The 20939-nt window shown below is 70.5% G+C and carries 12 protein-coding genes; 9 read left to right on the forward strand and 3 right to left on the reverse strand.

Annotated features, from left to right (window positions below; translation table 11 throughout):
• The first annotated feature begins 25 nt into the window (after positions 1-25).
• From PV396_RS10110 to PV396_RS10130, 5 genes are all read left to right on the forward strand, one after another.
• Positions 26-3979 (forward strand): amino acid adenylation domain-containing protein, encoded by a 3954-nt coding sequence (locus PV396_RS10110; protein WP_319202732.1) that lies wholly within the window; start codon positions 26-28, stop codon positions 3977-3979.
• Positions 3976-4188: an MbtH family protein gene (locus PV396_RS10115; protein WP_319202734.1), complete on the forward strand. Its 213-nt coding sequence runs from the start codon at positions 3976-3978 to the stop codon at positions 4186-4188. Before PV396_RS10110 ends, PV396_RS10115 begins: the two co-directional genes overlap by 4 nt.
• 23 nt (positions 4189-4211) lie before the next feature.
• Positions 4212-4928, forward strand: coding sequence for a thioesterase II family protein (locus tag PV396_RS10120; protein WP_319202736.1), 717 nt, complete (start codon positions 4212-4214; stop codon positions 4926-4928).
• 18 nt (positions 4929-4946) lie between these two features.
• A complete protein-coding gene (locus PV396_RS10125; protein ID WP_319202738.1) occupies positions 4947-5771 on the forward strand; it encodes an SDR family oxidoreductase in 825 nt (274 codons plus the stop codon).
• Positions 5772-6060: 289 nt separating this feature from the next.
• Complete coding sequence (locus PV396_RS10130) at positions 6061-8526, forward strand: non-ribosomal peptide synthetase (protein ID WP_416071390.1); 2466 nt, start codon at positions 6061-6063, stop codon at positions 8524-8526.
• Positions 8527-8541: 15 nt separating this feature from the next.
• On the opposite strand, the gene PV396_RS10135 is transcribed toward PV396_RS10130, so the two are convergent.
• The 3 genes from PV396_RS10135 to PV396_RS10145 form a co-directional block, all read right to left on the reverse strand.
• Complete coding sequence (locus PV396_RS10135) at positions 8542-11904, reverse strand: discoidin domain-containing protein (RefSeq protein WP_319202742.1); 3363 nt, start codon at positions 11902-11904, stop codon at positions 8542-8544.
• A 73-nt stretch (positions 11905-11977) separates the two neighbouring features.
• The gene (locus PV396_RS10140) at positions 11978-14782 is read right to left on the reverse strand and encodes a family 78 glycoside hydrolase catalytic domain (protein WP_319202744.1); all 2805 of its coding nucleotides are present in this window, start codon (positions 14780-14782) and stop codon (positions 11978-11980) included.
• Positions 14783-14896: 114 nt separating this feature from the next.
• Positions 14897-15937, reverse strand: coding sequence for a LacI family DNA-binding transcriptional regulator (locus PV396_RS10145; protein WP_319202746.1), 1041 nt, complete (start codon positions 15935-15937; stop codon positions 14897-14899).
• A gap of 321 nt (positions 15938-16258) precedes the next feature.
• Between PV396_RS10145 and PV396_RS10150 the strand changes: the two genes are divergently transcribed.
• From PV396_RS10150 to PV396_RS10165, 4 genes are all read left to right on the forward strand, one after another.
• Positions 16259-17584, forward strand: coding sequence for an ABC transporter substrate-binding protein (locus tag PV396_RS10150; protein ID WP_319202748.1), 1326 nt, complete (start codon positions 16259-16261; stop codon positions 17582-17584).
• Between the two features lie 67 nt (positions 17585-17651).
• Entirely contained in the window at positions 17652-18584 is a 933-nt protein-coding gene (locus PV396_RS10155; RefSeq protein WP_319202750.1) for a sugar ABC transporter permease, read from the forward strand.
• The gene (locus tag PV396_RS10160) at positions 18581-19408 is read left to right on the forward strand and encodes a carbohydrate ABC transporter permease (RefSeq protein ID WP_319202752.1); all 828 of its coding nucleotides are present in this window, start codon (positions 18581-18583) and stop codon (positions 19406-19408) included. Before PV396_RS10155 ends, PV396_RS10160 begins: the two co-directional genes overlap by 4 nt.
• 57 nt (positions 19409-19465) lie before the next feature.
• Positions 19466-20923, forward strand: a complete 1458-nt coding sequence (locus PV396_RS10165; RefSeq protein ID WP_319202755.1) for an RICIN domain-containing protein — start codon at positions 19466-19468, stop codon at positions 20921-20923.
• Positions 20924-20939: the final 16 nt, after the last annotated feature.

Genomic DNA, 20939 nt, shown 5'->3' on the forward strand with positions numbered 1-20939 from the left:
AGAAACAGCGAGACGAGAAGGCGACATGACCCAGCCGGCACTGGCCGACGTACTCCCCCTGACCCCACTCCAGGAGGGCCTGCTCTTCCACGCCCTGTTCGAGCAGGAGCGGGACGCCGACGACGTGTATGTCGTCCAGCTGGTCTTCGAACTCGAGGGCCCGGTGGACGCCGTACGCCTGCGCACCGCCGCCCAGGCGCTGCTGGACCGCCACCCGAACCTGCGGGCGGCGTTCCGGCGGCGCCGTGGCGGCCGGCCGGTGCAGGTCGTCCCGCACCGGGCGACGCTGCCGTGGGCGGAAGCCGATCTGACCGGACCGGGCACCGACCTGGAGAAGGCGTGGGCGGAGCTGCTGGACGAGGACCGGGAGAACGGCTTCGACCCGGCCACGCCGCCCCTTCTCCGCTGCGCCCTGGTGCGCACCGGAGCCGACCGCCACCGGCTGCTCGTCACCCACCACCACATCCTGCTCGACGGCTGGTCGGTCTCGGTCCTCCTGCGCGAACTGCTCGCCCTGTACGCCGCCGAGGGCGCCCCTGCAGTGCTGGCGCCCGTCCCGCCGTACCGCACCTTCCTCCGCTGGCTGGAGCGCCGGGACCGTACCGCCGCCGAGGACGCCTGGCGGGAGGCACTGGCGGACGTGACGGAGCCGACCCGGCTGGCCCCGGACGCCCCGTCGACCCCTGTCCCGGGCACCACCGACCTGGCGCAGGCCCGCACGGAGTTGTCGGCGGAGGCCGGGGCCGCTCTCACGGCACGCGCCCGGAGCCTCGGGGTCACGGTGAACTCCCTTGTCCAGTCCGCGTGGGCGCTCCTCCTGGGCCGGCTGACCGGGCGTGACGACGTCGTCTTCGGCACCACCGTCTCGGGGCGCCCGCCCGAGCTGCCCGGCGTCGAGTCGATGGTCGGCCTGTTCATCAACACCGTCCCGACCCGGGTCCGGCTGCGCCCGGCGGACACTCTCGGCCGTCTGGTCCACGAGGTCCAGGACACCTACGTGAACCTCCTCGACCACCACCATCTCGGGCTGGCCGACATCCAACGGGCGGTCGGTGTACCCGAGTTGTTCGACACTCTTCTCGTCTTCGAGAACTATCCGGTGGACCCGGAGGCGACGGGCGCAGGCGGTCCGGGCAGGGCCGACGGGCTCCGGGTCGTCGGTTCGAGCGGGCGCGACGCCACGCACTACCCCGTGACCCTCGTCGCCCTCCCCGGAGTGCGGCCCCGCTTCCGGCTGGCCTATCGCCCCGCGCTGTTCGACGCGGGCTGGGCCGACGCCACGCTCGCGCGGCTGGTGCGGATCCTGGAGGCCATGGTCGCCGACCCGGACCTCCCACAGGGGCGCCTGGGCATTCTGGCCCCCGGCGAACTCCCCCACCGGGTCGAGCTCCCGCCGGCCGCGACCGACACCCTGACCGGCCTCTGGTCGGCCCAGGTCGCGGCCACCCCGGACGCCGACGCCGTACTCGACCGGGGCACCCGGCTCACGTACCGCGCACTGGACGCCCGAGCCGAGCGGTTGGCCGCCCGGCTGACCGCTTTGGGTGCCGGTCCCGAGCGCGTCGTGGGCATCGCGCTGCCCCGCACGGCCGAGCTGGTGGTCGCCGTCCTGGCGGTGCTGAAGTCCGGCGCCGCCTATCTGCCCCTCGACCCCGCCTACCCGGCCGAGCGCTTGGCGTACATCGTCGACGACGCCCGTCCGGTCGTCGTTCTCGCCACTGCCGGCACGACCGGAGCACTGCCGGAGGGAACACCGACGCTCGACGTGAGCGATGAGCTGACGGTCTCCCAAGCTCCTTCCCGCGCAAGCAGGTTGCGTCCGGAGAACCTCGCGTACATCACGTACACCTCCGGCTCCACCGGCCGTCCCAAGGGTGTTCTGGCCACCCATCGCAACGCCGTCGAGTTCGTCGAGTGGACGCACAGCGAGTTCGGCCGCGACCGGCTGGCCAAGGTGCTGTTCTCGACCTCGCTCAACTTCGACGTGTCGGTGTTCGAGATCTTCGCGCCCCTCCTGCGCGGTGGCCGCGTCGAGATCGTCGACAGCCTTCTCACGCTCACCGACGGCACCCCTCGGGACGTCGGTCTGATCAGCGGTGTACCCACGGTCCTGGCCGGCGTCCTGGCAGAACGGCCGGCTGTCTCGCCGCACACGGTGGCTCTCGGCGGTGAACCGATCCCCGGCCGGCTCCGCGCCGACATCCAGGCCGCGTTCCCCGGGGTGCGGCTCGTCAACTTCTACGGCCCCACCGAGGCGACGATCTACGCCACCGCCTGGCAGTCGGACCCCGGCTCCTGCGACGACTCCGCACCTCCCATCGGCCGGCCGCTGGCCCGTAACCACGTCCACCTCCTCGACCACGCCCTGCACCCCGTGCCCGACGGCGCTGTGGGTGAGGTGTACGTGGCGGGCGGCGGGCCCGCCCGCGGCTATCTCGGCCGGCCGGCTCTCACGGCCGAGCGTTTTGTCGCCGACCCGTTCGGCGCACCGGGGGCACGCCTGTACCGGACGGGCGACCTCGCCGTCCGTGCCCCGGACGGACAACTGCGCTTCCTGGGCAGGGCCGACCATCAGGTGAAGGTGCGGGGCTTCCGTGTCGAACTGGGCGAGATCGAAGCCGTACTCGCCGCCCACCCCACCGTCGCCGGCGCGGCGGTGACCGTACGGGAGGACGGCCGGGGCGGAAAGCAACTCGTCGCGTACGTCGTCCTCACCGAAGGTCGAACGGGGACGGAGCGAGAGGCGGATGACGGGGTCGCACCCCCGGACACCTCCGCCCTCCGCGACCACCTCGCCCGCACACTCCCCGCCCACATGATCCCTTCGACGTTCGTCACCGTCGCGGCCCTCCCCCGCACCGCCAGCGGCAAACTGGACCGCAAAGCGCTGCCCGCCCCCGACGCGGCGACCGGCATCGCCAAGGCCTCCCCGCGTACCGGCACGGAGAAGGCGCTGCGCGGCATCTTCGCCGAGGTCCTCGGGCTCGCCCCGGCCCAAGTCGGCGTCCACGACGGCTTCTTCGACCTCGGCGGTCACTCCCTGCTCGCCCCCCGCCTGACCTCGCGCATCCGCGCCGAACTCGGCACCGACCTGCCGCTGCGCGTCCTCTTCGACACCCCGACCGTGGCGGCGCTCGCCCGCAGGACGGACGAGGGCCTCCGGCCCGTCGACGCGGGCGCGGCTCCCCTGGGCCCGCTGCTCCCGCTCCGCACCCGCGGTCACCGCGAGCCCCTCTTCTGCCTCCCGCCGGCCTCCGGCCTGTCCTGGGGCTTCGCCGGACTCGCCCGCCACGTCCCCGCGGACCGCCCGCTGTACGGTCTGCAGTCCCGTGGTCTGATCCCGGGCCGGACACCGGCCGGCACCCTCGCCGAGGTGGTCGCCGAGCACACCGCCCGCATCCGCGACACCCAGCCGCACGGCCCGTACCACCTGCTCGGCTACTCCATGGGCGGCCTCGTCGCGTACGAGGTGGCCGTCGGTCTCCAGGCGGCAGGCGAAAAGGTCGCCCTGCTCGCGCTGCTCGACGCCTTTCCCGGCGCTTGGACCGCACAGGGCCCCGCCCCGTCCGACCGCCCGGCCCTGCTGCGCAGCCTCCTCTCCATTCTCGGCCGCCCGACGGACGAGAACGACGACGAGCCCCTCACCGACTCGCGGTTCGCGGAGCTGGTCCGGCGCGTGCCCGACATGCCCGGCAGCCTCGCCGACGCCGAACTCGCCGCCCTGGTCGATGTGACGGCCAACAACCGGCGCCTGCTCGGCGAGTTCACCCCCACGTCGTACGACGGTGACCTGCTGTTCTTCACCGCCGCACAGGATCCGGACGCGCTCCCCGACCGGTACGGCGCCTGGCAGCCGTACGTCGAGGGCCGCGTCGAGAACCACGACATCCCCTGCACGCACGGGGAGATGACCCGGCCCACGTCACTGGACCGCATCGGCCCGGTGCTGGCCAGCCACCTCAGGAGGAACCAGGCATGACCACCAACCCCTTCGACGACGACAGCATCGAGCACTTCGTCCTGGTGAACGACGAGGGCCAGCACTCGCTGTGGCCCGCCTTCGCCGACGTCCCGGCCGGCTGGACCGTCGTCCACGGCCGTGCGAGCCGCCGGTCGTGTCTGGACTACGTCGGCGAACAGTGGACCGACATGCGCCCCAAGAGCCTCATCGAGGCCATGGGCCGGTGAACACGGAGGAGATGTCTACCCCTATGCCTGACAGCATCAAGCTGGTGTGCCTGCCGTACGCGGGGGCGGGCGCCTCGTTCTACCGGCCCTGGACCGCCCTCGCAGGGGACGCGCTGGAGATCGTCGCGCTTCAACTGCCGGGCCGGGAACGGCTGATCGACGAGGAGCCGTACCGGGACGTCCACCGAGCGGTCGACGCGCTCCTGGCGCAACTGCGGGAGCGGTTCGGCGACGGCGGTGGACGGGTCGCGCTCTTCGGGCACAGCCTGGGCGCCGTCCTCGCGTACGAACTCGCCCATCGGCTGGCCGCCGAGCCCGGCGTCGAGCCGCTGCACCTGTTCGTCAGCGGTGCCCCGGCTCCCGGGCGGGCGCGCACAGCGCGGGCCACCGGACTGTCCGACGACGAATTCCTCGCCCGGGTCGGCGAGTTCGCCGGTTACCGCCATCCCGCCTTCGACGACCCGGAGATGCGGGAACTGCTGCTGCCCGCCCTGCGCGCGGACGTCGAGATGCACGAGAACCACGTGCCCTCGACCGAACTGCCCCTGGGCATGCCCCTCACGGTGGTCCGGGGCGAGGACGACGAGCTGGTGGACCACGACGAAGCCGTGGCCTGGAGCAAGGCGACCGGCCGCGACTTCGCCTACGTCGAGCTGCCAGGCGGCCATATGTACCTGACCGAGGCCGCGCCCGCTCTCGTCCACGTCATCGCCTCGTCGCTGTCCTCCCAGGCCGCCTGACAACTTCCGGAGTTCCCCATGCGTCTGCACGGCAAGTCGGTCCTCGTCACCGGCGCAGCCCGAGGACTGGGCCGGGCCACCGCGCTCGCCTGCGCCGCCGAGGGCGCCGACCTCACCCTGCTCGACATCTGCACCGACCTGCCCGGCGTCCCTTACCCCCTGGGCACACCGGGCCAGTTGGCCCACACCGCCAACCTGTGCCGAGAGGCAGGCGCCGCCGTCCTCACCGCCGAGGCCGACATCCGCGACCTGCACGCCGTACGAGAAGCCATCACCCGCGCCACCGACCGGTTCGGCCACATCGACGTCGCCGTCAACAACGCGGGCATCGCCGCACCCTCCGGCAAACCCGTCCACGACATCGACGAGGACGAATGGTCCCTGATGATCGACGTCGACCTCTCCGGCGCCTGGCGCGTCATCCGCGAGGTCGGCAAGGCGATGAGCACCCGACGCACCGGCAGCATCATCAACGTCGCCTCCACCGCCGGCCTCGTCGGCTACCGCCACTTCGCCGGATACGTCGCCGCCAAACACGCCGTCATCGGCCTCACCAAAGCCGCCGCCCTCGACTACGCACCGACAAAGGTACGCGTCAACGCGGTCTGCCCCGGCTCGGTACGAGACAACCCGAAAGCCGAGGGCCGCATGCTCGCCGAGATCGCCCGCGCACTCGAAGTCCCCGTCCACGACCACGAGAAGACCTTCGTCGAAGCACAGCCCATGAACGCGCTGATCGAACCCGAAGACGTCGCCGCCGCGATCGTCTTCCTCGCCTCCGACGAGTCCCGGCAGATCACCGGCTCCGTCCTGACCGTCGACGGCGGATTCAGCATCCGCTGAGCCCGACTTCCCCCAGCATCAAGGAGTAGTACGGCCCGTGTCCGCCTCGCTGCCCGATCCCACCCGCTGTCACGCGATCCGTGTCCGGACGGCCGACTTCCCGGAGTCCGTCGGCGACCAGGGGCTGTGGATCGAGGACGTGCCCGTTCCGGCCACGGACCCTCGCGCCGAGCGCCGCCGGGCCACCGAACTCGCCCGTCCGGCCCACGACATACGCAGGGTTCTGCTCCGGTACGCCGACGGTGTGTCCGACCTGATCGTCGTGAGCCGACGTGACCGCCACGGCGATATGCCGGTGAACCGTCCGCCCGCCGGGGCCCCACCCACCTGGGGCCTGGGCGACGACGGCCCTGCCGCCGGCTTCACCGTCCCTCTGGACCAGGAGGAGCAGGAGGAGCAGGAGGAGCAGGAAGGGGACGAGACGAGTTGGCTCACGGCGCTGGCGGTCACCCTGCGCCGCTACGACACCGAGACCTCTCCGGTCATCGGCACGGACCACGGCGGCTTCACCGTCGTACCGGCGGCCACGCTCGGCGCGTCCAAGCCCTCCCCGGCGACGGGCGCGGCCCTCACAGGCCTGCTCTTCAGCACGCCGGACGAAGAGGAGGAAGGGACAGGGGCCAGGGAAGGGGCACACGCACAGGCAGCGCATGCTTACGCCGATGGCGACAGCGAGATCCAGTACGTGCCCTGCCTCGCGCCCCCGTTCCCCCTCACCCTCTCCGTCTTCCGCGACTCGGGCGGGTGGCAGTTGCGCTGCGACCATCTGCGCAGCCACTTCTCCGCCGAGATCGCCGCACAGTTCGTACGGCACGTCATGCACGTACACAAGCAGGTACTGAACCGTCCGCACACCCCAGTGGACGACGTCGAACTGCTCGACGAGGCGGAGCGCGCCCGCACGGCGGCGCTCGGTCGTCCGGCCCGCGCCGTGGTCGCCGCCGCCCCCGCGAGCGTGCCCGGTGGGCTCGACCGGATCGTGGCGGCGGCGCCTGACCGTGTCGCCGTGACCGATGGATCCGCCGTCCTGACGTACCGTCAACTCGACGAGTGGGCCGACCGGTTGGCAGCAGGTCTACGGGCGCGCGGAGTGGTCGGCGGGGACCGGGTGGGGGTGTGCCTGGAGCGCTCCGCCGAACTCGTCGTCGCCCTTCTCGCCGTCCTGAAGTCCGGGGCGACCTATGTGCCTCTGGACCCCGCCTACCCGGCGGACCGGCTCGCCCACACGGCACAGGACGCTGAGCTGGGCGTGGTGATCACCCGCGGCCCGGGCTTCCCCGCCGTCGCGGACTGTGTACGGGTGACACCGGACGAACTGGCGGACAGCCGGGCCCCGGAGGAGGCCGCGGCGAACCGTCCGTCGCCCTCCCCCGACGACGCCGCCTACGTCATCTACACGTCCGGGTCCACCGGCCGGCCCAAGGGCGTCGTCGTACCGCACCGCAATGTGATCGCCCTGGTCGACGCGACCCGCGACGAGTACGGGCTCGGTGCGGCGGACGTGTGGACGTGGTTCCACTCCAGCGCCTTCGACTTCTCGGTGTGGGAGATCTGGGGCTGTCTGCTGACCGGCGGACGGCTGGTCGTCGTGCCGTACTCCGTGTCGCGTGAACCGGACCGCTTCCGGGATCTGCTCGTCGCCGAGCGGGTCACCGTGCTCAGCCAGACCCCGTCGGCCTTCGCCCAGCTCCTGGACGTCGATCATGCCGACGCAGCCGTGCGGCTGGTCGTCCTCGGCGGTGAGCCGGTGGACGCCCGCGCGCTGCTGCCCTGGTTCGACCGGCACCCCGAGCGGGTGTGCCGGGTGGTGAACATGTTCGGCATCACGGAGACCACCGTCCATGTCACCGAGCAGACCCTCACCCGGAAGCTGGCCCTGGCCGCCACCCGTTCCGTGGGGCGCGCCCTGCCCGGCTGGCACCTGTACGTGGTGGACCCGGCCGGGCGGCTGCTGCCGCCGGGGGTGGCCGGTGAGATCTGTGTCGGCGGCGCGGGAGTGGCGCTCGGCTACCTCGGCCAGGAGGAGTTGACCGGCCGACGGTTCGTGCCGGACCCGTTCACCGGTGACGTGATGTACCGCAGCGGTGATCTGGGGCGGCTTCGGTCCGACGGGCGGCTCGAGCACCTGGGGCGCATCGACAGCCAGGTGAAGATCCGCGGTTTCCGCATCGAACTCGACGAGATCCGCTCCGTTCTACTGGAGGACCCCGCCGTGCGGACGGCGGCCGTCGTGGTGCGCCGCGACGAGCCGGCCGACGCCGCCACGGCCAGGATCGACGCGTACGTCGTCCTGTCGCCCGGGAGTGACCCGGGCGCCGTCCGCGAACGGGCGGCGGGCATCCTGCCCGAGCACATGCTCCCGGCGGCGGTCACCGCGCTGGACGCGCTGCCCCTGACCCCCAACGGGAAACTGGACGCGGCCCGGCTCCCCGCACCGGCCGCCCGCGGACCAAGGGCGCCGGGCACAACCCGTGCCGTCAACACCGTGAACGACCTCGACGACCTCACCGCGAGCCTGACGGAGATCTGGAGCGAGGTGCTGGGCGTCCCCGTCGGCCTGGACGACGACTTCTTCGAGCTGGGCGGCAACTCCCTGTTCGCCGTCCGTATCGGCGCGGCTCTGCGTGCCCGGGGCCTGCCGTCCCTGCGCCTGCGGGAGCTGTACCGCCACCCGACCGTCCGGGCGACGGCCGCCGGCCTACGGGCGGCGGCCGAAACTCCCGGCGCCGGAACGGCAGCGGCTCTTGCCGAATAAAGCCGGATAACGCGGTCACCTGATGCTGATCTCCGCCACCTGGAGGCGGCGGATCGTGCTCTCGTCGGAGGCCGGCGCGCCGAGTCTGGTGGCCTGGAGGCGCAGATAGCGGCCGGTGGCAGCGGTGAGGGTGTAGGTCTGTGCCGCTCCGTTGGGGTTGGCCTGGCCTGTGACCGTGCGCACGGTGGTGTAGGCCGTGGCTCCCTCGGCCCGGGTCCGCAGGGTGAAGTCGACGGGGAAGCCAGCCGTGCCGCCACCGGCCGCGCCGGTGTCGGTGCGGGGGTGGAGGGTGACGGAGCCGATGGCACGGTCGGCGCCCAGATCGACCTCGATCCAGACAGGGGTGGCACCGACATCGGCGGAGGCGAAGTCGATGCTGGTGAAGCCCTTGGCACCCGTGACACTCGACGTGGTGCCGTCGAGGGCGCGCGTCTTGCCCCAGTCACCGTTCTCCAGCGTGCAGTTGGCGGTCACCGAGGTCGCGGCTGTGGGGACGGTGAGCTCGGCCAGCTGGAGCCGGTACTTGGCCGACTCGTCCGCGGCCGGGACGCCGAGCCTCGTCGCCTGCAGCCGCACGTACCGGGCGGTCGTGGTCCGGAAGCCGTAGGTCTGCACAAGACCGCCCGGATTGGGCTCGGCGGTGACGGTACGGACGGTCGTGTAGGTGCCGGCGCCGGCCGCGCGCGTCTGGAGGGTGAAGTCGACCGGGAAACCCGCGGTACCGCCGCCGACAGCGGGAGTGTCGGTGCGGGGAAAGAGCCGGACGGCGTCGATGTGGGTGTCGGCTCCGAGGTCGATCTCCACCCACACCGGGTTCGCGCCGACATCGGCGGAGGCGAACTCGTTGCTGGTGTAGCCCTTCGCCCCCGTCACGCTGGTGAGCTTGCCGTCGGTGAGCCGGCTGCGGCCCCAATCCCCGTTCTCCAGGCTGTTGTTGCTGCTGACGGCGCGGCCGAGGGCGAGGTTGTCGAGCCGCCCGGCGCCGGTGACGGTGAACGTCCATGTGCCCGGCTGGAGGGTGAAGTACACGTACGCGGAATCCTTGCCCGCGTACGTGAGGCCGCCGGCACCGCCGGTGGCGGAGCCCGAGGTGAAGACGGTGGTGCCGTTGGCCTTGATGACAGGATGGGAGCCGCCGTAGGTGGGCACGCCGACACGGGCCGTCGTGCCGCTCGGCGAGGTGAGGCCGAGTGTCACCTGGGTGCCCTCGCGGGTGATGCCGAAGCGGATGTCGCCCTTGACGGTGGGTGTCACGGTGTTGATCTTCGTGAGGGTGCCGGTCTGCGGGACGACGTCGTACGTCGTCCAGCCGGGCTGAGTGGGGCGCACGCCCGCCGCGTAGGCGGACAGCGCGTAGAGCGGGCCGCCGTTCCAGGCGTGGTTGTCGGTTCCCTCGGCCTTGGTCCACAGCTCCCACAGGGTGTAGGAGGCGGGGTCGTTGACCTGTGCGGCGAAGCGGTTGCGCATCCGCTCCTCGGCGACGGTGGCCGCGCCCATCAGGTACAGCGCCTCCAGGACGTAGAACTCCATGTAGGGGCTCGCGTTGAGATGGGTGCGCAGCACCTCGACGAGCCCACCGTTGCGGGAGGCGGGGGCCAGGCCCGCGACCACGGCGAGGGCATTGGCGCGGTCGTCCGTGTCGCGGGTGTAGCCGGGTGAGCGGTACTCGTTCGTCGAGGAGTTCCACAGCACGCGGTCGAAGTTGGCCCTGATGCTGTCGCGTCGGGCCCTCCAGCCGGCCGTGTCGGCGCTGTTGCCGCTGAGGTCCGCCAGTCTGGCGGCGGTGTCCAGGGCGAGGTAGTACCAGCAGTTGTCGAGGACCCGGGCGTCGATGTCGGAGCCCCAGTCCTCCCAGTCCCAGTCCCCCGCCCGGTGCTTGACCAGGCCGTCGCTGTCGAGCGCCCACAGGTTCAGGTACTTCTTGACCGCCGGATAGGCGCCGGTGACGGCGTCGGCGTTGCCCGTGTAGAGGTAGTAGGTCCAGAACGACCACACCGAGGCGAGCATCTGGACGGGCAGTTCGGCTGTCCAGATGACCGACGGGACCGGGGAATAGAGAGCCCCGGTGTCCTTCTGCCAGGCCGTCAGCTGGGCGATGGCCTTCGCGCCGAGCGCGTGCGAGCGGGTGTCGAAGGTGTAGAAGCCCTCCTTGAGCTGGTTGACGACATCGCCCCACCACTGGGCGCGTTCGCGGGTGGGGCAGTCCATGTAGTTGTCCCGCATGTTGACGTACATGGTGCGGGCGGCCTTGCCCCACAAGGTGTCGAGGAAGGGGTCGCTGCTGCTGAACGACCCGGCGAAGTCGGTGTCGTAGCCGGACTCGCGGTACTTCAGGTCCAGGACGGTGACACCTGCGGGGACGGTGTAGCGGACGGCGGTGCCGCTCATCCAGCCCAGTGACTCGAACTCCTGGACACCGCCGGCGCAGACATAGGTGGAGCGCACGTTGAAGCCGGTGCCGGGTTCGATGCCCGTCAGGTTGGCGCCGTCGTCGTGGTGGTCGGTCTGGATGCCGATCACCGCACCGGCGGGGGCGTCCACCCTGAGGTACGGGGTGACCTGGAGGTTGGAGGGCAGGGTGGCGGAGATGGGGGTGCCGCCCTGTCCCGTGGACGGCAGGGAAGCGGCGTTGGCGTAGGACGTGAGACCGGAGTGGCGGAACAGCGGAACCGGCCGCTGGACGAGGCCGTTCCAGGGCGCGGAGCCGGCGGCGCCGAAGTCGGTGGGTGCCGTCCAGCCGCTGTCGTCGAAGCCCGGGGACCGCCAGCCCGCCATGGCGGTGGCGTTGCGGGCGTCGTAGTAGATGTTCGACTCGGGCAGCCGGAAGTTGGCCTGTGCGCCGCTGGTGTTGTTCGAGTAGCCGGGGTGGACGGTGTGCTTCCAGCTGGTGTCACTGACTATGCGGGTGGTCGTGGACCCGGTCGTGACGTCCGACTGGAACAGCAGACCGCCCTTGCCGCTGCTGTTGTGCGAGAAGCCCTGCTTGCCGAAGTGCCACACCAGCAGTGCGACCGTGTTGCTGCCACTGGTCAGGTAGGGGGCCAGGTCGATGACGTCGTGGTAGGTGTCCGTGCGGTTGGGGCCGCGCTTGAGGCCGCCCTCGAAGACCACGAGGGTGCCGTTCACCCACAGCCAGTACTTGGAGTCGGCGGCGATCCGCGTCAGGGCCTGGGCCGGTTTGGCAGGCAGGGTGAACGACCTGCGGAAGGCCACCCATTGGTTGGTCGCGGTGGCCGGAGCCCAGATCCACTTGGCGGTCCAGGGATCGGCTGCGGCCGCCGCCGGTGCGAGGGCGGGCAGCACCAGGGAACTCGCCAGGGGCGCGAGCGCCACGGCTGTGGCGGTGCGCAGGACAGACCTGCGGGTCAGCTGTCGCATCGGGGGGGTCCGTTTCATGGGGTGGTCAGGGAGATGGGGAGGGGTTGGCAGGGGGCCGGGCCTGGCGGGGACGTCAGTCCCGTACGCCGCCGAGCAGCGCCTCCAGATCGGCGGCGGCACCTGCGCCGCCGTCCTCGAAGAGGACCTTGTTGGCCAGCGCGGGCAGTTCACGCGCCGGCACGTCCAGGAACGGTTCCAGCTTCCGGGCCAGCCGGGCGGCGTCGGAGCCCAGGCCGTGCCGGAGCAGGACTCCGACCGTGCGTTCCCACAGACCGGGGTCGTCCATCAGGTCCCGTACGGTGGCCGGCTCGGCCGAGGTCGCCGGGCAGGGGTCCTCGGTCGTCCAGGTGTGCGTCCCGTGAGCCGCGGTCACCGGGGGCCATCCCTCGCCGGGCAGGTGGACGGTGGCCCGCGTCCCCACGGGCACGGTCACCTCCAGATGGAAGCGCCCCTCCGCGCGCCGCCAGCTCACCGAGGCCTCCCCGTACGGGGTGACATGTCGGGCGGAGGCGTGGGTGAGTGCCCGGTCCGGCAGCGGCCGTACGGTGAACTCCCGGTATCCGGGGGCGGCGGGGGCGAGTCCGGCGACCGTGCGGTGCATCCAGTCGGCGACGGCGCCGAGGGCGTAGTGGTTGAACGAGGTCATCTGGCCCGGGTTGACGGTGCCGTCGGGCAGCATGCTGTCCCAGCGTTCCCAGACGGTGGTGGCGCCCATCGTCACGGGATACAGCCAGGACGGGCAGCCCTTCTCCAGCAGCAGACGGTGCGCGAGGTCGGAGCGGCCGACGGAGGTGAGGGCGTCGGTCATCAGCGGGGTGCCGACGAATCCGGTGGCGATCCGGAAGCCGCCCGTACGGACGAGGTCGGCGAGCCTGCGTCCGGCGGCCTCGCGCTGCCCGGGGAGGGACAGCAGGTCCCACTCGAGGGCCATGGCGTACGCGGTCGGTGAGTCGCCCACGATCCGGCCGGCCGGTGTGACGAACGCGCGGGCGAACGCCTCCCGGGTCCGGGCGGCGAGCGCGCGGTACTCGTCGGCCTCCGCGGAGCGGCCCAGCGTCGCCGCGGTACGGGAGACGAGGTCGGCGCAGCGGACCAGGCACGCCGTGGCGACGACGTCCGCCGGGGTGCGGGCGGCGAACGGGTCGTCCGGCGGTGCGGCCGGGTCGAGCCAGTCACCGAACTGGAAACCGCCCGCCCACACGCCGCCGGTGGTCAACGAGGCGATCTTGTCGACCCAGGCACGCGCACTGGCGAACTGGCGTCGCAGGATGTCGAGATCGCCGTAGCGCTCGTGGAGCACCCAGGGCACCACAGCGGCCGCGTCTCCCCAGGCCGCCGCGGTCGGTGACCCGGTGTCCAGGACGTCGGGGACCACCCAGGGCACCGCGCCGTCAGGATGCTGGTCGGCGGCGAGGTCGGCAAGCCAGGAGGAGAGGAAGCCCGCGGTGTCGAAGAGGAAGGCGGCGGTGGGCGCGAAGACCTGGGTGTCTCCGGTCCAGCCGAACCGCTCGTCACGCTGCGGACAGTCCGTGGGTACGTCGAGGAAGTTGCCGCGTGTGCCCCGGACGACGTTCTCGTGGAACTGTTCGAGGTCCGGGTCGGAGCAGGTGAACCAGCCGGTGCGCCGCAGGTCGGTGCCCACGACCACGGCGTGCAGGTCGTCGGCCGTGAGGCCGGGCACTCCGCTGATCTCGGCGTAGCGGAAGCCGTGGAAGGTGAACGAGGGTTCGAGGACGGCCTCGGCGGACTCGGCGAGCAAGTAGGTGTCGATGGCGTCGGCCGTCCGCAGCGGCCTGGTGCACAGTTCCTCGTCCTCGAGGACCTCGGCGTGCCGGACAGTGACCTCGCGGCCCTCCGTGGCATCGCGTACCCGCAGCCGGACCCAGCCGACGACGTTCTGTCCGAAGTCGGCGAGCGTACGGCCGGACGGTGACTCCCAGACCTTCAACGCGGGCAGGACCTCGGTGACGCGTACCGGGGGGCCGTCCGGGGCGACGAGTCGCGCCAGGTCCGTGTCCTCCTCGGGGAGCACGTCCACGGGGCCGCTCGCTTCGCCGGGTGTGTACCGCAGGTCGGTGCGCTGACCCTTGTAGAGGTCGTCGGCGACGATGCCGGTGTCGCGCGCCCGCCACTTCTCGTCGGTGCCGAAGACCTCCACGGACCCGTCGGCGTACCGGACTTCGAGTTGGGCGAGCAGGGCGAGCCGGTCGCCGTAGAGGGCGCGGGCACCCCACCAGCCGAGGTGGCCCCGGTACCAGCCGTTGCCGAGGAGGACCGACAGGGTGTTCTCGCCCGCTGTCAGCAGTGCGGTGACGTCGTGGGTCCGGTAGCGCAGCCGGTGGCGGTAGCTGGTCCAGCCGGGTGCGAGGACCTCGTCACCGACGCGGGTGCCGTTCAGTGCGGAGGTGTAGACGCCGTGAGCGGTGGCGTACAGCCGGGCGCTCACGATCCCGGGGCGCAGGACGAGTGTGCGGACGAGCTCGGGGGCGGGTGCGTCCAGGGCGCCGTGGTCGCGGGGCGTGATGAAGCGGGCGCTCCAGTCGCGCGGGTGCAGCAGTCCCGTCTCCACGGTGGCGGGCGCGCTCCACCCGCTCCAGGCGTTCTCGGAGGCCACCCGGATCCGGACCGTGGCCCGGGTGCGGGAGGGCAGGGGCTCGAAGGGCCACGGCACCAGGATCTGCTCGGCCGACTCGACCCGTACGGCGGTGACGCCGTCCAGCTCGACCTCGTACGCCGTCTGGTGCCAGCCAGGGTCGTCCGTGCGCACCTGCCAGGAGAGGCGCGGGGCCGGGGACCCCACACCGAGCGGGTCGTCCCGGTGCTCGAAGCGGATCGCCGCAACGGTGGTGTCGCGGGGCTCCGGATGTTTCACGGCCATACCCGTCTCCTCTCTGGACGTGGAACGTTCCACGTTTGAAACGACTCAACCATGAGCCGGAGAGGCCGGTGCGTCAAGAGCGGACGGGAAATTGGATTCGCGATTCCGCCGCGCTCAGGGACGCGGCGGGGCGGTGCTGCCGCGCACCACGAGGTGCGGGGTCGAGGCCGTCACGACGGCACGGTCACGGCTCTTCTCGATCCGCTCCACCAGGAGCCGGGCGGCAGTCTCGCCCATCATCGCTCCCGCCTGGTCCACGCTGGTCAGGCTGACCGGGGCGAGGGCGGCCACCGAGGTGTTGTTGTACCCGGCGAGCGAGAGGTCCCCGGGGATGCGCAGGCCGAGTTCGGCGGCGGCGCGGAAGACTCCGGTGGCGGCGACGTCCGCGCCGGCGAAGATCGCGGTGGGGGGTCGTCTCGACGTGAGCAGTTCCATGGCGCCGCGGTAGCCGCCCTCGTCCGAGTACCCCGAGTGCACGACGCGGGCCAGGTCGGCCAGGCCGTGCCGGGCCATCGCCTCGTCGTAGGCGGCCCTGACATGGTGTTCCGGGCGCTGGCGCCACTGGGTGCCGCGCACCGTCGGATGCGACAGGTGGGCGATGTCCCGGTGCCCCAGGCCTACCAGGTGGTCGATGACGAGATCCACGCCGAGACCGTCCTGGTTGACCACGCTGTCGTACGCCGGCGACGGGTCGTGATGGCCGATCACCACGGTCGGCACGTCGGCCGCGATGCGCACCACCTCCTCCCGGGCGACGGCGGGGGCGATCAGGATCAGCCCGTCCATCTGCCGGTCCACCATGGCGTGGATGAGCTTCGTCTGGTCGTCCATCTCGGCGGAGCCGCTGGAGCCGATGAACACCGTGAACTCGGTGGTGCGCAGCGTGGCGTCAACCCCCTCCAGGAGGTCGGCGTAGAAGGCGTTGCGGATGCTCGCGAGGAGGATGCCGATCGTGAAGGTGCGGCCCCGCATACCGCGGGCGGCGGCGTGCGGACGATAGCCCAGCTCGGTCATCGCGGTCCGCACCCGCTCGCGCATCGCCGGGCTGACGCCATAGGCGTTGGTCAGCACCTTCGACACGGCGGAGGTCGACACGCCCGCACTGCGTGCGACATCGGCGATGGTCACCCTCTTCGAGCCGCCCGCAGATCGCATGGGAATCCCCACCTCCGTTGCCATGATCACCCCGCCCCACTTCGGCGTTTCCGGAACGTTACTCGCAGATGACTTGACGGCTCCGGGCGGTTCGCCTCAATCTTTGGGGCATTCCGTTTGTGGCACGTTACACGAAAGGGCCGCCACGACCGGCCGAACGGACGGCCCTACCACGGCGGACCGCCAAGGACTTGACGCACGGCCGCCGCGAAGGATCAAGAGGCCGACCCTCCATGCCCCATCTCCACCCGCAGCCCTACCGCACTGGACCCCACCACCCCCACTGAAACGATTCACAGCCGCTCGAACGAAGGAACAACCATGAGGTCAAGCACTCCCGCCAAGACAAGGGCCGTGGTGACCGCGGCCGCCGTTCTGCCGCTCGTGCTCAGCGCCTGCAGCGCCGGTTCGCTCGGCTCCGCCGACGAGGGCGGGAACGCGACGTCGATCAAGCTGCTCGTCGACAACGCGCCCGACAACCTCCAGTCCGCGCAACAGCTGGCCAAGGCCTTCGAGGCGAAGAACCCGAAGATCAAGGTGAGCGTGGAGACGCGTCCCGGCGGTACGGAGGGCGACAACCTCATCAAGACCCGGCTGCAGACGGACAGCATGGACGATCTCTTCGTCTACAACGTGGGATCCCTGTTCCAGCAGATCGACCCGACGAAGACGCTCACACCGATCACGCAGGACCCGTATGTCAAGAACCTCGACGAGTCCTTCCTCCCGCAGGTCACGGTGGGCGGCCAGACCTACGGCGTCCCGCTGGGCTCGGCGCTCGGCGGCGGCGTCCTCTACAACAAGAAGGTCTACGACAAGCTCGGCCTGTCGGTGCCCAGGACCTGGGCGGACTTCATCGCCAACAGCGAGAAGATCAAGGCCGCAGGTATCGCCCCGGTGATCCAGACCTACCAGGACACCTGGACCTCCCAGCTGCTGGTCCTGGGCGACTTCCACAACGTGGCGGCGGCGCAGCCGGACTTCGTCAAGGACTACACCGCCGACAAGGCGAAGTTCGCCACCGATGCGAACGCGTTCAAGGGCTTCGAGCACCTCCAGCAGATCCACGACCTGAAGCTGCAGAACTCCGACTACGCGTCGGCCACCCTCGTCAAGGGCCTGCAGATGCTGGCCACCGGCAAGGGCGCCCAGTACCCGATGCTCTCCACCGTCATCAGCGGCATCAGGACGAGCAACCCGGACCAGCTCAACGACATCGGGTTCTTCGCACTGCCCGGGGACGACGCCGCCACCAGCGGCCTGACGGCGTGGTTCCCGAACGCCCTCTACGTCCCGAGGACGACCACCGGCGACAAGCTCGCCGCGGTCAAGAAGCTCCTCGCGTTCGCGGCGAGCCCGGCCGGCTGCGCGGCCCAGGCCAAGGCGTCGACGCCGACCGGCCCCTACCTGGTCAAGGGCTGCACCCTGCCGACGGACGTACCGACGATCACCAAGGACGTCGCCGCCTACTTCACCAGCGGCGCCCAGAGCCCGGCGCTGGAGTTCCTGTCCCCGGTGAAGGGACCGAGCCTCGACCAGATCAGCGTCCAGGTCGGCTCCGGCATCACCGACGCGAAGACCGGGGCGGCCCAGTACGACAAGGACACCGAGAAGCAGGCACAGCAGCTCGGTCTGCCGGGCTGGTAGGAACGCACGTCAGTGTCTCCCCGCCTTCGGCGACGGGCGCGGGGAGGCACCCGAGAGAGGTCGCACGATGACCACAGTCGTACCGGCCGGGCAACCGCCCGCCACACAGCGGGAATCGGCGAGCAGGGCGCGCCGCTCCCCCGGAACGCGCAGTTCCTATCCCACCTGGTTCTATCTGCCCGCGGCGGCCGTCTACGGGGTGCTGTTCCTGGTCCCCACCCTCGCGTCGTTCTACTTCAGCCTGACCAGGTGGACGATCTTCAAGTCGACCTTCATCGGTCTGGACAACTACACCGACTTCTTCCAGGAACCCGCCCTCGTCAAGGGCTTCGTCAACACGTTCCTGTACGCGGTCGTCACCTCGGGACTCAAGGTCGTCATCGGCCTCCTCCTCGGGATCCTGCTGACCAGTCAGATCCGAGCGCGCGGTTATCTGCGCTCGGTGGTGTTCTTCCCGGTGCTGGTCAGCACAGTGGGCATCGGCATCACCTTCACCGCCTTCATGGACCCCTCCACCGGGGCCATCAACAGGGCCCTGTCGGTGATCGGAATCGACGGTCCCGGATGGCTGACGGATCCCTCGCTCGCCCTGTTCTCGGTGGCGCTGGTCGACGTGTGGAAGGGCGTGGGTCTGGCGACCGTCATCTACATCGCCGGCATCGTGTCCATCCCGGACGAGTACTACGAGGCGGCGAGGCTGGACGGCGCGGGTTCGTGGCAGCTGCTGCGCAACGTCGTGCTGCCGCTGAGCTGGCCGGCCACGTCCACGGTCATCATCCTGTCGCTCATCGGCGGGCTGCGTTCCTTCGACCTCATCTGGGCGATGACCCGCGGCGGACCGGGCTTCAGCTCCGACGTGGTCGCCTCCGTCATCTACAAGCAGTACCAGGCGGGCTTCTACGGCCTGTCGACCGCCGGGAACGTCATTCTCTTCCTGGTCGTGACGGCGGTCGTCGTCCCGCTGTCCCGCTTCCTGGCCCGCAAGGAGGTGCAGCGATGAAGAAGTCCACCGGTACCTGGCTCGGCGTCCTGTCGACCGCCGTCAGCCTCGTGGTCTTCGTCGTGCCGTTCGCGTTCATCGTGCTCACGGCCGTGAAGGATCCGCAGCAGGCTTCCCAGCTCGACTTCTCCTGGCCGCGCCACTTCCGGCTCATCGACAACTTCGTCCAGGTGGTGGAGGCGCGGGACTACATCCTGGTCATCGCGTTCGTCAACAGCGTGATCCTGACCGTCACCAGCGTGACGGCGATGGTCGTCCTGGGCGCGATGGTCGCGTTCGTGCTGCAGCGCCGGATCACCCGCTGGACGGGACTGATCAACTTCCTGGTCCTGTCCGGGCTGATCATCCCGCCGGCCGTGGTGCCCACGATCTGGGTCCTGCAGAAGGCGGGCCTGTTCGGCACGCTGCCCGGGCTGATCCTCGTGGAGGTCGCCTTCGGCCTGTCCTTCTCCATCCTGCTGTTCCGCGCGTTCATCGCCACCATCCCGCGCGAACTCGACGAGGCCGCGATCATCGACGGGGCCTCGCCGCTGCGGCTCTTCTTCCGGGTCGTCCTGCCGATGCTGCGCTCGGTCGTGGTGACGGTGATCGTCGTCCAGTCGGTCGCCGTCTTCAACGACTTCACCAACCCGCTGTACTTCCTGCCGGGCGAGCAGAACGCCACCGTCCAGCTGACGCTGTTCAACTTCCAGAGCCAGTACAGCACCAGCTACAACCTGCTCTTCATGGACATCCTGCTCATCACCGTGCCGCCGCTGATCATGTTCCTGTTCTTCAACCGGCAGATCGTGGCGGGCATGACCGCGGGGGCGGTCAAGGGCTGAGTCTCCGGCGCCCCTCGTACCGAGTACCAACACCTCACCGATACAAAGGAGTCTCGTGTGACCAGCCCACATGCCGGCCTGCATGTCGAAGGCCTCCGTCCCCGGATGCACGGAACCCGGACACCCGGAAGGCGACACCGTTCCCTCCTCGCCGCCCTGCTGGCCGCCGCCCTCGCCGTCCTCGGACTGGTCTCGGCCGGGCGGGCGCAGGCGCTCGGCGGTGACATCCGTATGCACGACCCGTCCGTCATCAAGGTGGGCAACTGCTACTACGGCTTCTCCACCGGGTTCGAGAACGACCCGCTCAATCCCAGCGGTTCCATCACCGAGCGCCGGACGTGCGACGCCACGGCGGCGACCGGCTGGACGAAGATCGGCAACGTCTGGGAGTCCACGCCGTCCTGGATCGCCGGCAAGCTCGGTTCGACGCCCCCGAACATCTGGGCCCCCGACATCAAGTACTTCAACGGCAAGTACCACCTGTACTACGCCGGTTCGCTCTGGGGCACCTCGTACGCGGTGATGGGTCTGGCCACCGCCACCAGCATCGAAGGCCCCTGGACCGACCAGGGCATGGTCACCGACGTCAACTACCCCATCGATCCCAACGTCGACTGGGGACCCGACGGCCGGCTGTACGTCTCCTGGGGCTCCTGGACCGGCTCCGGCACCTATATGCACGTCCTGGACCAGTCCACCGGCAAGCTGTCCACCAGCGACAACAACCTCTGGCACATCGCCGTCGGCATCGAGAACCCGACCATCGTCCTCAACGGCGGCTACTACTATCTGTTCGGCTCCAAGGGCCTGTGCTGCAGCGGCACCAACAGCACCTACTACACGGTCGTCGGACGGTCCACCGCCATCACCGGCCCCTACCTCGACCAGAACGGCACCGACATGGCGTCCGGCGGAGGAACACAGGTGCTCGCGGGCGCCTACCCGAAGGTCGCCGCCGGCGGTGCGGACGCCTACGACGACGGCACGTCGAAGTTCCTCGCCTACCACTATTACGACGGGAACAACTCCGGCCGGGAGGCCCTCGACATCCGCCAGGTCACCTTCGCCGGCGGGTGGCCCGTACTCGCCGCCCCGCTGGGCTCCACCGACAACCGCCTCCTCAACCGCAACAGCGGCAGATGCGCGGACGTCTGGTTCGCGAGCACGGCCGACGGCGGTGCCGTGAACAACGGCAACTGCAATGCCGGGACCAACCAGGGGTGGATCCCGACGCCCAGCGGTTCCAACTACCGCCTGGTCAACGTCAACAGCGGCAAGTGCCTCGAGATCCCGGGCGGCTCCACCGCCGACGGTGCGACGGCCGACCAGTGGACCTGCGACGGCGGCACGCACCAACTGTGGCGCAGGACATCGGTGATCGGCGGCTATGTCACCTTCACCAACGTCAACAGCGGGCTGTGCCTCCAGGTCGCCGGAGGATCGACCGCCAACGGCGCGGCCCTGAGCCAGTCGAGCTGCAACACGGGTATGAACCAGCAGTGGCTCGTCGTCTGAGACCTTGGCGCGTCCG

This window comes from Streptomyces sp. ME02-8801-2C (assembly GCF_033793965.1).
In the GTDB taxonomy this organism is placed as follows: Bacteria; Actinomycetota; Actinomycetes; order Streptomycetales; family Streptomycetaceae; genus Streptomyces.

Excerpts from the sequence above, each read along its gene's own strand:
- PV396_RS10110 (WP_319202732.1), top strand. The coding sequence starts at position 26 with ATGACCCAGCCGGCACTGGCCGACGTACTCCCCCTGACCCCACTCCAG.
- PV396_RS10115 (WP_319202734.1), top strand. The coding sequence starts at position 3,976 with ATGACCACCAACCCCTTCGACGACGACAGCATCGAGCACTTCGTCCTG.
- PV396_RS10120 (WP_319202736.1), top strand. The coding sequence starts at position 4,212 with ATGCCTGACAGCATCAAGCTGGTGTGCCTGCCGTACGCGGGGGCGGGC.
- PV396_RS10125 (WP_319202738.1), top strand. The coding sequence starts at position 4,947 with ATGCGTCTGCACGGCAAGTCGGTCCTCGTCACCGGCGCAGCCCGAGGA.
- PV396_RS10130 (WP_416071390.1), top strand. The coding sequence starts at position 6,061 with ATGCCGGTGAACCGTCCGCCCGCCGGGGCCCCACCCACCTGGGGCCTG.
- PV396_RS10135 (WP_319202742.1), bottom strand. The coding sequence starts at position 11,904 with ATGCGACAGCTGACCCGCAGGTCTGTCCTGCGCACCGCCACAGCCGTG.
- PV396_RS10140 (WP_319202744.1), bottom strand. The coding sequence starts at position 14,782 with ATGGCCGTGAAACATCCGGAGCCCCGCGACACCACCGTTGCGGCGATC.
- PV396_RS10145 (WP_319202746.1), bottom strand. The coding sequence starts at position 15,937 with ATGCGATCTGCGGGCGGCTCGAAGAGGGTGACCATCGCCGATGTCGCA.
- PV396_RS10150 (WP_319202748.1), top strand. The coding sequence starts at position 16,259 with ATGAGGTCAAGCACTCCCGCCAAGACAAGGGCCGTGGTGACCGCGGCC.
- PV396_RS10155 (WP_319202750.1), top strand. The coding sequence starts at position 17,652 with ATGACCACAGTCGTACCGGCCGGGCAACCGCCCGCCACACAGCGGGAA.
- PV396_RS10160 (WP_319202752.1), top strand. The coding sequence starts at position 18,581 with ATGAAGAAGTCCACCGGTACCTGGCTCGGCGTCCTGTCGACCGCCGTC.